9 protein-coding genes and 1 pseudogene are annotated in these 14,559 nt (G+C 59.6%); 5 read left to right on the forward strand and 5 right to left on the reverse strand.

What is annotated here, in order from left to right; translation table 11 throughout:
* Positions 1 to 180 precede the first annotated feature (180 nt).
* A complete protein-coding gene (locus ACFY68_RS17825; protein ID WP_387529868.1) occupies positions 181 to 960 on the forward strand; it encodes a hypothetical protein in 780 nt (259 codons plus the stop codon).
* A gap of 23 nt (positions 961 to 983) precedes the next feature.
* Here ACFY68_RS17825 and ACFY68_RS17830 read toward each other — a convergent pair whose 3' ends face one another.
* Together ACFY68_RS17830 and ACFY68_RS17835 are read right to left on the reverse strand one after the other, a co-directional pair.
* On the reverse strand, positions 984 to 1,637 hold the full coding sequence (locus tag ACFY68_RS17830; RefSeq protein WP_387529871.1) for a hypothetical protein: 654 nt from the start codon (positions 1,635 to 1,637) through the stop codon (positions 984 to 986).
* A gap of 27 nt (positions 1,638 to 1,664) precedes the next feature.
* Positions 1,665 to 3,242, reverse strand: a complete 1,578-nt coding sequence (locus ACFY68_RS17835; protein WP_387529874.1) for a recombinase family protein — start codon at positions 3,240 to 3,242, stop codon at positions 1,665 to 1,667.
* Positions 3,243 to 3,290: 48 nt separating this feature from the next.
* Between ACFY68_RS17835 and ACFY68_RS17840 the strand changes: the two are divergent.
* Together ACFY68_RS17840 and ACFY68_RS17845 are read left to right on the forward strand one after the other, a co-directional pair.
* A pseudogene (locus tag ACFY68_RS17840) lies at positions 3,291 to 3,377 on the forward strand (DNA-binding response regulator); the annotation flags it as partial.
* Between the two features lie 9 nt (positions 3,378 to 3,386).
* On the forward strand, positions 3,387 to 6,989 hold the full coding sequence (locus ACFY68_RS17845; protein WP_387529877.1) for a transporter substrate-binding domain-containing protein: 3,603 nt from the start codon (positions 3,387 to 3,389) through the stop codon (positions 6,987 to 6,989).
* 39 nt (positions 6,990 to 7,028) lie between these two features.
* On the opposite strand, the gene ACFY68_RS17850 is transcribed toward ACFY68_RS17845, so the two are convergent.
* Complete coding sequence (locus ACFY68_RS17850; RefSeq protein WP_387529880.1) at positions 7,029 to 7,373, reverse strand: YggL family protein; 345 nt, start codon at positions 7,371 to 7,373, stop codon at positions 7,029 to 7,031.
* Between the two features lie 187 nt (positions 7,374 to 7,560).
* On the opposite strand from ACFY68_RS17850, the gene dacB reads away from it, so the two are divergent.
* Entirely contained in the window at positions 7,561 to 9,024 is a 1,464-nt protein-coding gene (dacB, locus tag ACFY68_RS17855) for a D-alanyl-D-alanine carboxypeptidase/D-alanyl-D-alanine-endopeptidase (protein ID WP_387529883.1), read from the forward strand.
* 63 nt (positions 9,025 to 9,087) lie between these two features.
* Here dacB and ACFY68_RS17860 read toward each other — a convergent pair whose 3' ends face one another.
* Both ACFY68_RS17860 and rlmKL read right to left on the reverse strand, forming a co-directional pair.
* Entirely contained in the window at positions 9,088 to 11,481 is a 2,394-nt protein-coding gene (locus ACFY68_RS17860) for a diguanylate cyclase (RefSeq protein WP_387529886.1), read from the reverse strand.
* Between the two features lie 95 nt (positions 11,482 to 11,576).
* Positions 11,577 to 13,769 carry a bifunctional 23S rRNA (guanine(2069)-N(7))-methyltransferase RlmK/23S rRNA (guanine(2445)-N(2))-methyltransferase RlmL gene (rlmKL, locus tag ACFY68_RS17865; protein ID WP_387529889.1) on the reverse strand — a complete coding sequence of 731 codons (2,193 nt, stop codon included), beginning with the start codon at positions 13,767 to 13,769 and terminating at the stop codon, positions 11,577 to 11,579.
* A 561-nt stretch (positions 13,770 to 14,330) separates the two neighbouring features.
* Here rlmKL and rmf point away from each other — a divergent pair.
* The gene (rmf, locus tag ACFY68_RS17870; RefSeq protein WP_003248687.1) at positions 14,331 to 14,546 is read left to right on the forward strand and encodes a ribosome modulation factor; all 216 of its coding nucleotides are present in this window, start codon (positions 14,331 to 14,333) and stop codon (positions 14,544 to 14,546) included.
* The last annotated feature ends 13 nt before the right edge of the window (positions 14,547 to 14,559 follow it).

The following is a 14,559-nucleotide window of genomic DNA, read 5'->3' on the forward strand; positions in this document are numbered from 1 at the left end:
CTCACATAAAACCGCCTTTTCCAAACGCCTCCCAGCTTATATTTCCAGCCAGAAATCCAAGAATCACTCAAGGTGCCTCACTCTCGCGGCGCGGGGCTGGGATTCTCCATTCACACGCCCTCCTCACCTATCTCTCACCTAGCCTGTTAAACTCATGCTTTTTCCAGCTTGGGGAAGCGCGTGGAAGTCAAAGGCAAATGGGGCAAAATTCGTACATTGGCGGGGCTTGCAGCTCTAGGTTTTGTAGGCAGTGTCGGCCAATACACTATACAGAATAGTAAATTTCCAGATTGGTTGACAGCCGTATTCAGTGGGATCGGTACTAGCAGCGCCTCTATTATTAGTGCATTTCTTGACACCTCAATCCCCTTGCCGATAGTCGTTGCTTTCGGCTTAGCTATCGCATTCGTTACTTGGCTAGTATTGAGTCGGCATGCTAATAAGTACGAGGTGATAAGCAATCAGCACAACAAAGTGCTGAAAGAATTCCAAACACTGGAAAAAGAAAGCCACGACCTAAGAGCTGAAAAGCTTCATCTTTACAAGACCAATTCCAATACTCAAGACTTATTGGCGGTCGCAAGAGCAGATAGGAACAATGCTATAGAAGAACTCGAAGCCATTACAGAGAAAAAGAATAAACTCGAATTTGAATGCCGAGCCTTGCATGGTGAAGTAAAAGTTCTTGACTTTGAGCTCTCCGCAGCCCGCACCGCATTGAAGAACGCCACGAAAGACAACGACACTGCTGATATATCACCAACAACGATCCAATCCGTGCACAGCTTTATCATAAGCACTAACAATTTGGGCCACTACACCACCCCAGATAAAATAATTAAATCCCTGAAACTATCCCCTGCCACCGTACAAAATGCATTGAATGATTTAATTAAGAGAAAGACCATCATTCAAAAGACCGCTCCTAACGGATTACCAGTTTACCTCCCTAGGCTTTAGGGAGGCACAACCGGCCCAGCTTCTTATTTCATATCTTCCAATAACTTCTTGGTGAGTACTTCCTGCTGAATCCAGTTTACCGTAAGCTGAATAAGCATTTTTAGATCCTTGATATCCTTGTCCACCCATTTTCTAACATAATGGGTTTCGTCATTTCCCAACCAAATCGCACGCTTAGCACACTGCTTGATGTTCTCATTGGTGACAAAGCTTTCAATCACCTGTGCGATTGGACGCTTCTTAATGTCATCCTCTTGGTCAGGGCGCTGTGCAACACAATAGTCCTTGATAAGATATTCCAACGACTTCCTATACCCCACCCCCGCGACCTCATTCAAGCCATACTCTTCTGCTTGAGTGGCCTGAGTAAAAATCTCAGCAAACTGGGGCGATATCTCTACTACTTCTGCAGCCACCGTAACCGGCTTCGGGGTGCGCGGCAGCAATGACTTTAAAAAATAAAAACCCTTCATCGACTCGAATCTATAGGAGGCGATAAACATTTTCTTGCACTTACTCATCGGGCATAAGAACAAGGCATCCACTTCTTGCTGAGTACTGCAATATAATCCATTTACGAATTCCGGGTTTATACCGACATTACAAATAGGACAGAAATCAGGAAGCACAGATACGCTAATTCTTGTCCTTCCACCATTGATTATTAGTTCTTCCATAACCACCCCATCTATTTATAGTCCAGTTTATTCCCACCGCGAGCGCATAGCTTCTGGATCGTCAGCATCCCACTCAGACTCACTGCCTTCCCCAGCAGGCTCCCAGTGCATCCAATCTTCACCATCATCTACATAGCTCACCTTGGACACAAGCAGCTCTGTGTCACCCCACATGAGTTTGTATTTATCTTCCTTACGATTAACACCAGCGTAACGATACATTGTGCCAGATTCAGAAGTGCTTAACCTGCCATCGGAGTAAATGGTGATGCTGTAACCAACACTACGAAGCATGGCCGCAAGCCGCTGAGGATCACTTCTTTCAAGAATCTCCACCCTGCCCTGTACTCTAAACACATTTGGCGGGCGCTCTACAGTAGCTTTGAGCAAGGCCAGTTCTCGCTCCGCTGTCTCTCTTTCTTCGTGCAGTGCCTCAATCTGAGCAGCCACCTCTGGAATCTTCATCGAGGCGCCAAAGGCATCCACCCTAGCCTGAATCCCTTTCGACAGTTCTAGGATTTTGGCCTCAGCGGCAATTATCGCTTTCTCATTTACTCCGCTGCGCTCTTTGGCAACCACTCGATGCGTTGCAGGTTTAGCTGTTCGCTCGTAAACAGCATCAATCACCGTCTTAGGGATCACCTTCTTGTTGTCGCAGCCTTTCAATTCCTGCCGCTTCCTGCACCTCATACTCACCTGTACGCCTTTGATGGTGCGCATGATGAAATTGCCTCCACAGCTACCGCACTTCACAAGCCCAACGTAGAAGTGCGTGGCTGTCTTGGCCGGTGGTGCGGTCTTACGTCGCTCGCCTTCAATCTGTGCGAGGTGGTAAAGGGATTGGTCAATGATCGGCTCATACACCTCAGAGCCGTTCCAGCGCCCTATTGCGGCCTCATTGCGAAGCCAGCCTTCAACACCTGGGCCAGAGGTTTTAGCCAGTGCAGCAACACCAGATTCACGCATACGCTTGGCAATCACAGCCTTACCAAGCCCTGATGTGTACAACTCGAAAGCCACCTTGATTTGCTCAGCAACCTCAGCAATCACCACACCCTCAGAAGTCAGCCATACCGGCGTATGACGCTTCGGCGTTTTGCCTTCTTCCTTAGCCAGCCTGCGGCGAGAATCATACGAACCCTTGAGCCTACGACTCAGGTTGTCGCTGTACTGCCGTGCGGCTTGAATCTTGCCAACCAGAATGTAGATGTGTCCGCCTTCATTTAGGCTCGCCTCAGTGAACATAATCCCGTCCTCTAGGGTAATGATAGATACCCCGGCTCTGAGGATAGGGCTAACGATGGTGCTAAGCATTTCCAACACAGGAAGACGCCCAGTGCGGTCGATAGCCTCCACCAATACAGCATCGCCGTTCTTAATCACCCCTTCCTCTACTGCCGCCAGCAGCTTGGCAAAATCACCGCCTTCCTTGATGTGATCGCCCTTCCAGGCACTCTTACCCAAGTCTTGGTAGGTGTCGACGCTCAGGGAGTATTCAGGGTGCTGGGATAGCCAGTTGGCCAACATTGCCTTTTGCCGCTCAAGGCTACTGCCCCTTTTCTGACGGGCGCTGGAGAAGCGTGCATAGCTGAATGCGGTAGGCATAGGCGCCCTCTCGAAGAAGCTTGGACGCTCATTGTAAACATGTGAAAAACCTACAAAAAACGATTGATGCAAAAACTTCAGGTCGACACGTTGGTCGACCTGATCGATATGGCCAAGCGCAACGCACTGGTCTGAGGTGCGCCCATGGCTCAATTGATTGCCTGCCTGGCCTTCCTGCTGGTATTGGCCGGGGGTAGCGTGCAGGCTTCCGAGCAGGAGGCAGTGCCCTATTCCCTGCTCGCCCGCTCGATGCCCGCGCCGATAAAGCTGAAGCTGACCGCAGAACAGCGGGAATGGCTGATGGGCCGCAAATACCTGATGCTGGGCACATCAGCGCCCGACTATGCGCCTTTCGACATCAGCAGCGGCGGGCGCGACTATCAAGGCCTCACCGCCGAATACGCGAGCTTGATCGGCAAGGCACTGCAACTGCCGGTTCGCGTGCTGCGCTACCCCAACCGGCAAGCTGCCGTGGAGGCGCTGAAAAACGGTGAGATCGACTTGCTCGGCAGCGCCAACGGTTACGAGGCTGCGACCCAAGGCCTGGCGCTGTCGCACCCCTACGCCGTCGACCAGCCCGTGCTGGTGACCCGTGAGGATGAAAACCGTGCACTCGACCACGGCCTGGACGGCATGCGCCTTGGGATGCTTTACCACTACCTGCCCAGTCAAGATGTCAGCAACGTCTACCCCAACGCGCAACTCCTGGCATTTGGCTCCTCCACCCAGGCCCTCAATGCCGTGGCGTTCGGCCAGGCGGACGTGTTTATCGGCGACACTCTCTCGACGCACTACCAGCTCAATCGCGGCCACCTGCCCCGCCTGCGCATGGCAAGCTTCGGCAAGCACGCAAGCATCGGCTTCAGTTTCGCCATGCGGGCACAGGACACCTACCTCATGGAGTTGGTCAACACCACGCTCGACCACCAGCCCAGTGGCGTGCGTGCCAGCATTTCCAAACGCTGGAGCGCGGGTGGCGACATACTGCTGAGCAACCGACAACTTCCGCTGACAGCAGAGGAAAAGCAGTGGTTGCGCCACCATCCAGTCATGCAGGTGGCCATCGACGAGACCGCAGCGCCACTGTCGTATTTCGACGCCAATGGCCAATTTCGCGGAATAACCGCAGACCTGCTGGACCTGATTCGCTTGCGCACCGGCCTGCGCTTCGATGTACAGCGGGCCAACGGCATCGCCGAGATGATCGCCCGCCTTGAAGACGGGCGCGTGAACATGATCGCCGCCCTTGCCGTCGACAAGATGAACGGCGAACGGCTGCAACTTAGCCGCCCTTACCTCGAAAGCACCTACGTGTTGGTAACCCGCGCCGAAAATACCGAGTACAGCTCACTGGATAAACTGCGCGGGCGTCGCATCGCCATCACCCGCTACAGTGCCATGGCAGAACTACTAGGTAGCCGCTACCCGGAAACAGGCTGGATAGAAACGGAGAGCCCCTTCTATTCCATGGCTCTGCTGAGCAGTGGCGCCGTCGATGCAGTGATCACCACGCTGATCGATGCCCATCACGCCTTGGCCGGCGACGCCAATCTGGTCCTGCGCAGCACGGTGGGCAGCGAGCCCGCCAGCTTCGCCATGGCCACTACCGACAAAGACGCCGTGTTGGCCTCCATCCTCGACAAGGCACTGGTAAGCATTTCGCCGGAAGAACTGGGGGTCATCAATAATCGCTGGCGAGGCTATAGCCAGCATGACGACAGCAGTTGGCAAGAGTTTCAACGCATCGTACTGCAAGTGCTGCTCGGGACCGGGCTGCTGCTATTACTGGCACTGGTCTGGAACGCCCGCCTGCGGCGCCAGATAAAACAGCGCCAGCGTGCCGAACGGGCCTTGAACGACCAGCTGGAGTTCATGGGTGCGCTGCTCAATGGCACCCCTCACCCCATGTACGTCCGAGACCGGGGCGGGCGCCTGCAAAGTTGCAATGCCAGTTACCTCGAGGCGGTGCAGGCAACCCTTGATGAGGTAATCGGCAAGCGCTTGGAAGACAGCCTGTTCGCGGGTGCCGAAAACACCCGTCAGATTCAAGCCGACTACCTGCAGGTGATGGCAGCCGGCGTACCCCTGATCATCGATCGCCCCCTGCAGGTCAAGGATCGCGAGCTCACCATCTACCACTGGATCCTTCCTTACCGCGACTCGCTGGGTGAAGTGCAAGGTATCATCGGTGGCTGGATCGACATCAGCGAGCGCCGCAAGCTCGTGCAGGAACTGCGCGAGGCCAAGCAGCTGGCTGATGATGCCAACCGCGCCAAGAGCACCTTTCTGGCGACCATCAGCCACGAGATCCGCACGCCGATGAACGCAGTCATCGGCATGCTCGAACTGGCAGTCAAACGCGCCCACGAAGGGCAGATAGACAGCACCTCCCTGGAAGTCGCCCACCACTCGGCCAAAGACCTGCTGGGCCTGATCGGGGACATCCTGGACATCGTGCGCATCGAATCCGGGCACCTCTCGCTCGCGCCGGAGCCGGTCGACCTGGCGGCGCTAGTGGAATCGGTGGGCCGCGTTTTCGATGGCCAGGCACGTCAGAAAGGCCTGGCCTTTGAGGTGACCATCCACCCCAGTGCCCGATGCCATGCTCTGCTCGATCCACTGCGCTTCAAACAGATCTTGTCCAACTTGGTCAGCAATGCCATCAAGTTCACCGATCACGGCCAGGTGCGCATCAGCCTTGGCCTGACTGACGATAGCCTCGATACAGCGCCGTGCCTGGAGGTGGAAGTACGGGACAGTGGCATCGGCATTCACGACGATGACCTGCAGCGCCTGTTCAACCCTTTCGTCCAGGCCAACCCCCATAGCCAGGGCGCCCGCGCGGGCACCGGGCTGGGCCTGGCCATCTGCCGCAGCCTGTGTGAAATGATGGGTGGAACCCTGAGCATCAAGAGCCTGCCCGACTTCGGCACCCAGGTGCGCTTGATGATGCCGCTGCAGCGTGTAGGCGCAACGCCTGCACAAGGGCTGGACACCGCCGAAATCGAGCCCCCCGACCCACGGCTGAGGGTGCTGGTAATCGACGACCACCCGGCCAACTTGCTACTGATGTCGCAACAACTGGGCTACCTGGGCCTCAGCCACTCCAGTGCCTGCAGCGGCCTCGAGGGTTTGGAAAAGTGGCGCGAGAGCGCTTTCGACGTGGTGGTACTCGATTGCAACATGCCGCACATGAATGGTTATCAGCTCGCCGCCGCAGTGCGCGCTGAAGAGCGCCAAGCCGGGCAACGGCGCTGCGTCATCCTGGGTTATACCGCCAACGCCCAACCCGAGGTCAGGCAGAAATGCCTCAGTGTCGGCATGGACGACTGCCTGCTCAAGCCGATCAGCCTGCGCGCCCTCAGCCAGCGCCTCGCCGGTATCGTTCCCGGGCTGCAACAGGTCAACACGGGCCAATCGTTCAACCTGAGCGGGCTAGACAGCATCGTTAGCGACAACCGCAAAGATCGCGAACGGTTTCTGGCCGCCGTGCACCTGAGCCTGCAAGAGGATTTCGCCGAACTGATGGCCCTGGCCCCCGACACCGAGGCAACGGCAATCAGCGAGCAGGCACACAAGATCCTCAGCGCAGCGCGAATGCTGGAAGCACGTGACATGATGGCGGCCTGCGAGGCCCTGGAAGAAAGCGCTTTGCCGGCGTCACAGCTGAAGCTGCGGCGGCAGGTACTAGCGCGGCACATGCGCCGCGTCGAGAAAGCCCTGGCCAGGCTGCTGGCCACAGCTTGATGAAGCGGCGCCCGATCAGGCGGCCGCTTCAAGCCTGCATCAGGAAGCCGGGTTGACCGGTTTTTCCGGATACCAGGCGTCCAGCAGCGGGCTGACTTCGATGTTGGTCAGTTCGCTACGGCCCTTGAGCCAGGCTTCGACAGCGGCGCGCTGCTCTTCGGTGACCGAACCACGCTCGGCTTTGCAGACCAGGCCGAAGTCATCACCACCGACGTAGTCCAGGCCGTTGGCATCCATGGCTTCTGCCAGGAAAGCGTCGAGGAAGGCATCGATGGCTTCGTCAGACAGGTCTTCCTTGAAACCCAGGTTCAGTTCGAAACCCAGCTCCTGGAATTCATCAACGCACAGCTTCTTGCGCAGACGACGGGAACGGTTGGTAGCCATGAAACAATCCTCTTGAGTAATTACGCGCGGCACTTTAACAGTTTCCGCGGTGCAACGGCGCTTTTCCGTCGAACGTGGCGCATGCGCGCTGCGCTTGGGGCATAATGCGCACTATATTTCGTCGTGGGGCCACCATCTCTTACAGCCCCAATGTCCTTTTCCCTCGTGCGCAGGGTATCAATTTCATATGATCAAAACGCTCCGACCCCTCGTTCTCGCCGGCCTGCTTCTGCCATTCGCACTGTCCAGCCAGGCCGCTGCCGTAAACACCACACTGCCACCCAAGGTGCAGCAGGCGCTCAAAGCCAACAAACTGCAGGACACGGCGCTGTCGTTGGTGATGCTGCCGCTCAACGGCCCTGGCACCGCTACCGTGTTCAACGCCGATGTGTCGGTCAACCCGGCCTCGACCATGAAGCTGGTCACCACCTATGCGGCCCTCGAGCTGCTCGGCCCGACCTTCCAATGGAAAACCGAGTTCTACACCGATGGCACCCTGAGCAATGGCGTGCTCAACGGTAACCTGTACCTCAAGGGCGGTGGCGACCCAAAGTTGAACATGGAGAAACTGTGGCTGCTGATGCGTGACCTGCGCGCCAACGGCGTACGCACCATCACCGGCGACCTGGTGCTGGACCGCAGCCACTTCGTGCAGCCCAACCTGCCGCAGTTCAACGATGATGGCGGCGACGTCAACAAGCCGTTCCTGGTCAAGCCCGATTCCTTGCTGGTCAACCTCAAGGCCCTGCGCTTCGTCGCCCGCAACGATGGCGGCAAGGTGACCATCGCGGTCGAGCCGCCGATTGCCAACATCCGCATCGACAACCAGGTCAAAGCCGTCGCCTCCAAGCAATGCAGCGGCGACGTACGCTACAACCCGGTGCCCCAGCCAGACGGTATCAACGTGGTAGTGAGCGGGCAGCTTGGCGATGGCTGCAACTCGCAGACCTACCTGTCGCTGCTCGACCACCCAACCTACGCCGCCGGCGCCGTACGCGCGATCTGGGGCGAACTGGGTGGCAGCATCCAGGGCCGTGACCGCATCGAGAACGTGCCCAAGGGCGCCCGCCTGCTGGCTCGCGCGTTCTCGCCAGACCTGGTGGAAGTGATCCGCGACATCAACAAATACAGCAACAACACCATGGCTCAGCAACTTTTCCTGAGCCTTGGCGCGCAGTTCCGCACCGATGCCGATGGCGACGATGCCCGTGCTGCCCAGCGCGTTGTGCGCCAGTGGCTGGCGAAAAAAGGCATCACCGCGCCGCACCTGGTGATGGAGAATGGTTCGGGCCTGTCGCGTGCCGAACGGGTAAGCACCCGCGAGATGGCAGCACTGCTGCAGGCGGCGTGGAACAGCCCCTACGCGGCCGAATTCATCAGCTCGATGCCGCTGGTGGGCATGGACGGCACCATGCGCAAGCGCCTCAAGCGTACGGCGATGACCGGTGAAGGGCACATCAAGACCGGTACCCTGAACACCGTACGTGCCATTGCCGGCTTCAGCCGTGACAGCAATGGCAATACCTGGGCGGTGTCGGCGATCCTCAACGATCCGAAGCCATGGGGCGCCTCGCAGGTGCTGGACCAGGTGCTGCTGGACCTGTATCGCCAGCCCAAGGCAGGTAATAGCACAGCCGCTATCAACCCTTGAGGCTTGTACAGGAGCGGCCATGCCGCTCCTGTAACGGGTGAGGCAGGCCTGGCCTTTCAAGCATCAGTTCAGCTCGCCTTCGACCCGGTCCCTGCCCGCCTGCTTCGCCGCATACACCCCGGCATCCGCCCGCAGCAACAATGCATCAGCCCCCTCCCCTGGCCGCCAGCCTGCCACGCCAAAGCTCGCGGTCACCATGCCTACCCCCTCGACCGGCACATTGCGCACGCCCTGCCACAGCTCCATGGCCAGCAGCCGTGCCTGTTCGGCATCGCTGCCCGGGCACAGCACCATGAACTCCTCCCCGCCCAATCGGCAGAACACATCGGTGCGCCGCAAGCGCTGGCCAATGCGCTGGCACAAGCTGCGCAACACATGGTCCCCGACCGCATGGCCAAACTGGTCGTTGATCCGTTTGAAGTGGTCGATATCGAGCATGATCACCGCAAGATCCAGCTCATCACGCTGTGCGCGGTCCAGTTCGACCTTGAGGCGCTCCTGGAAGTAACGCCGGTTATGGATACCGGTCAGGGCATCGGTCACCGACAGCGCCCGCAGGTCCTCCTCCACGCCCTTGAGGTCGGAGATATCAGTGAGGTAGCCATGCCACAGGGTGCAGCCCTCTTCCCCCACCTCCGGCGTTGCCTCGCCGCGCACCCAGCGCAAGCCGGCCCGGGGCAAACAGACCCGGTATTCTTCGCGCCAGGGTGACAGGTGTTGGGCGGAGTCCCGCACCGAGCGCCGGACCCGCTCCAGGTCATCGGGGTGAATACGCTCGAATACCGCTGAAGCGTCCTCGCGCAGCAGTTGCAGGTCGACCTCGTAAATATCGAACAGCCCCTGGCTGGCGTAGGGGAAACACGAGTGCCCATCCGGGTCGAGGCGATACTGATAGATGCCGCCGGGCACCTCTGCACTGAGCTTTTCCAGCAGCCGGTCCCGCAGCGCCAGCGCCTCGTGTACCCGACGCCGCTCGGTGACATCGATGCAGATCGCCAGATAACCGACCCACAGCCCCTGCTCGTCCAGCACTGCGGTCACCAGCATGTTGGCCAGCAATTGGCTGCCGTCCTTGCGCAGGAGGGTCCACTCCCCGGGCTGCGCGCCACCCTCCTGGATGGTCTCGGCGAACATCGCCTGCCCCCCGGCAATGTGCCGACCATAGCGCTGGCTCAAGGCGTGGGCGCGCTGGCTGAGCTCCTCTGGCAAGACCAGGTCCTCGAGTTGCAGATGCCCGATCGCTTCACTGGCTGAATAGCCCAGCATGCGCTCGGCACCGGCATTGAAGGTACTGACCACGCCCTTCAGGCTGGTCGCGATGATAGCGACCTGGGTGGCCGCATCGAGCACGCTGCGCAGCTGATTATGGGTCACGCGCAGCGACTGCTCGCTGACCCGCAGTTCTGCCGTACGCTGTTCGACCAGCGTGAGTGCCCGCTGCCGCTGGCTGAACAGGTTATAGAGCAAGGCGCTGAGCAGCAGGCTCAACAGGCCACCGAGCAAGCCCACCGCCAGCGCTGCCGAAGAACGATTGCCCTGCATGAACACCTGGCTTGGGCGGATATCGAGCTCAAAGAAGTGATCGGCCAAGTGCAGTGACTGCGTGCTGGCCAGAGCCAATGGCGCAGGCGGGTTCTGGGAGTCGAACAACACCTCACGCCCGTCGCGCCCGCTGGGGTCGAAAATACGCACCACCAGGTTGTCCTCGGCGGCGGCCGGCAAGCCTTCGGTTATCAGCTGGCGCAGGTTCAGCAACGCCATCACATAGCCTGCGGGAGGCACCCCGGGCTGGGTCCCGGCAAAGACAGGCGCCACCATCAACAGCCCGCGGCTGTAGCCCGGTACCACATTGATCATGTCCAGCGGCGCAGACACCGCCATGCTGCCGGGCTGCAAGGCACGAAGCAGGGTCTGCTGACGGGTCACCTGCCCGCGCAGGTCCAGGCCGTAGGGTTGGCCATGCTGGAGGGTGGCCTGGGTGTACAGCACCGGGTAGTAGTGATCGCGGGCCGGTGCCGGCTGCCAGTTGCCTTGGCTATCGAGGTCTCGGATGCCAAACGCCTGCCCCAGTGCGCCACTGGCTCTACGCTCGAACTCGGCCCGCTGCGCGGCCTCGACCCGGGGTGCCCAGGAGTAGGCCAAGGTCCGGCGCAGCAAGGGCCGCGCGTAGCCGTCGAATTCGTGGGGGGTGACTTCGTGGGAGAAATCGAAGAAGCGCCGCAACGCATCAAGGCGCTGCTCCTGATCCTCGAAACGCTCGGCAATGCGGCTATAACGCTCGCTGGCCAGCAGCTCGAAGCGCTGGCGCAACTGCTGCTTGTAGAACGCCTGCGTGGCCAGCGCCAAGGCAACCGACAGCAAGCCGCCGGCGACCAGCGCTACCAACGCCAAGGCCCAGGCAGCCATCGCCTCGCTGCACAAGCCCAGTACCTTCGCACGCACGCCATACTTCGACATAGACAACTCTCATCACGTCAGCGTCCTGCGAAAATTCTGGCCCTGAGCAGAGTTATAGCTATTGGCCATTAGCCACGCAATGTAGCTCGTCTCAATTAACGCAATTGCAGGCGCCAGGCGCGGTGGATGCGGTTGTTACGGGCGAAGTCCGGGTCCAGGGTCTGGGCAGTGATTTCTTCCACCACGTACCGCGCATCCAGGTGCTCGTCGAGCTGGAACTTGCGGAAGTTGTTGGAGAAATACAGCACGCCGCCGGGCGCCAGGCGTGCCATGGCCAGGTCGAGCAGTTGCACATGGTCACGCTGAACGTCGAACACGCCTTCCATCCGCTTGGAGTTGGAGAAGGTTGGCGGGTCGATGAAGATCAGGTCATAGCTGTCGCGGTTGGCTTCCAGCCAGGCCATCACATCACCTTGCTCCAGGCGGTTGCGCTCGGAGAAACCGTTCAGCGACAGGTTGCGCCGCGCCCAGTCCAGGTAAGTCTTCGACAGGTCGACGCTGGTGGTGCTGCGTGCACCGCCCTTGGCGGCATGCACGCTAGCCGTGGCGGTATAGCAGAACAGGTTGAGGAAGCGCTTGCCCGCAGCCTCGCGCTGGATGCGCATGCGCATCGGGCGGTGGTCGAGGAACAGCCCGGTATCGAGGTAGTCGGTCAGGTTCACCAGCAGCTTGACGCCGCCTTCGTTGACCTCCTGAAAGCGCCCTTCGGTAGCCTGGCGCTCATACTGGCGGGTGCCGCTCTGACGCTCACGGCGCTTGAGCACCACGCGCTGCGGGTCGATGCCCAGTGCCTGGGGGATCGCTGCCAAGGCATCGAGCAGGCGCGACTGGGCCTTTTCCGGGTCGATGGAACGCGGCGCGGCGTATTCCTGCACGTGCACCCAATCCTGATAAAGGTCGACCGCCACGGCGTACTCAGGCATGTCGGCATCGTACACGCGGTAGCAGTCGACCTGCTCCTTGCGCGCCCACTTGCCCAGTTGCTTGAGGTTTTTCTGCAGGCGGTTGGCGAACATCTGCGCGCCTTCCGACAGGCGTGCCGGCTCATTGGCAACCGGCGCCTGGCGAGCGGTTTCAGCGTTTTCGGCCTGGGCCTCGCGGCGCTCGCCGGTGACGAACTGGTCAGGCTGCACCTTGAACAGCAGCAGCTTGCACGGCAGCGCACCGTTCCAGAACGCGTACTGTTTGTGGCTGCGGATGCCCATGCGCTTGCCCAGTTCGGGGGCACCGGTAAACACCGCCGCTTCCCAGCCCATGCACGCCTGGCGCAGGCGCTCGCCGAGGTTCTGGTAGAGGTACAGCAAGCTGGCTTCATCACCCAGGCGCTCGCCATACGGCGGGTTGCTGATGACCAGGCCTTTCTGGTTCTGGTCCGGGCGCGGCTCGAAGCTGGCCACCTCACCCTGATAGATCTTGATCCATTCGCTCAGGCCTGCACGCTCGACGTTGTTGCGGCCCGGCTGAATCAGCCGCGGGTCGGCCTCGTAGCCACGAATCCACAGGGGTGGCTTGGCCAGGCCCGCTTGCGCGCGGGCCTGGGCCTCTTCGTGAACCTTGCGCCAGGTAGCCGGCACATGGCCCAGCCAGGCACTGAAGCCCCAGCGCTCACGCTTGAGGTTGGGCGCCATGTCGGCTGCGATCATGGCCGCTTCGACCAGGAAAGTACCCACACCGCACATCGGGTCGGCCAGGGCGCCGCCCTCGGCGGCGATGCGTGGCCAGCCGGCGCGGATCAGCACGGCCGCTGCCAGGTTTTCCTTGAGCGGCGCAGCACCTTGCTGCAGGCGGTAGCCGCGCTGGTGCAGGCTGTGGCCAGAGAGGTCGAGCGAAAGGATGGCCTCGCCACGGTCCAGGCGCAGGTGCACGCGCACGTCCGGGTCGATTTTCTCCACCGATGGGCGCAGGCCTTCACGGTTGCGCAGCTTGTCGACGATCGCATCCTTGACCTTGAGTGCACCAAAGTGGGTGTTGTCGATACCCGAACCATGGCCGCTGAATTCAACGGCCAGCGTGCCGTCGGCGGCCAGGTGGTCAGCCCAGTCGACTGCGTTGACGCCATCGTACAGGTCATCAGCGTTCTTCATGTTGAAGCGCTTGAGCACCAGCAACACGCGGTTGGCCAGGCGCGACCAGAGGCACAGGCGGTAGGCGGTTTCCATGTCGGCGGCGCCGCGGATGGCCGAGGTGTGCTCACGCACTTCGTCAAGGCCCAGGCCCTTGGCCTCTTCGGCAAGCAGGCCTTCCAGGCCTTTGGGGCAGGTGAGATAGAGTTCGAAACGGTCCGACATGTAAATTCCAGAGCCTTTGGCTATTTGAGTGACGAGGCGACGCATCGCCCCGCCGATGTTTGCCCGAACGCCCTTCCAGCAAGCATCCGAGTGGCCTCCCCTGCGCATCATGCTGCAGCGGGCTGGCCGGGCCGCCTGATCGATCTGCTCTCGCCGGTGGCAGAAACAGCTTAGATCATCAGGCAGTACGAATAATTTCTGACGATACCGGGGTAGATGTGACCCTTCGTCGCATTGCTGAATATTTCTGCCACCTCACCGCAACGCTGGCGAAATGACGTCAATGTTCCGCAAACCCCGATCATAGCGGGCCCAACTCCAAATAAGGTTGAGTCGCATTTATTTACTTATCCCCTCACCCTTGGAAAGGTTACGTGCTTATGACAAATCGATCATTCACACCGTGACCCGCATTCGTTAGAACTGGTCTCAGGCCGCTTCGCAACGAGGCGGCACCTTCAGCCCGCCACGCCGGCAGCGGGCGCAAACCGGCAGAAAGACTCTGCCCGGCCTCGGAGAGGCCGACGGGACATTACAGTCAACAAGTGAGGGCAACACCCTATGAGAAGACTTAAGCGTGATCCGTTGGAAAGAGCATATTCACGTGGCTACCAATATGGAGTCACCGGCAAATCCCGCGAACTTTGCCCTTTTAATCTTCCTTCAGTTCGCCAAGCCTGGATCAACGGCTGGCGCGAAGGTCGCGGTGATAACTGGGACGGTATGACTGGCACCGCTGGCATCCATAGACTCAACGAAAATCACGCCGTTGGCTGATTGAGGACACTGA

This window comes from Pseudomonas sp. NPDC012596 (assembly GCF_042902325.1).
Taxonomy (GTDB): domain Bacteria; phylum Pseudomonadota; class Gammaproteobacteria; order Pseudomonadales; family Pseudomonadaceae; genus Aquipseudomonas.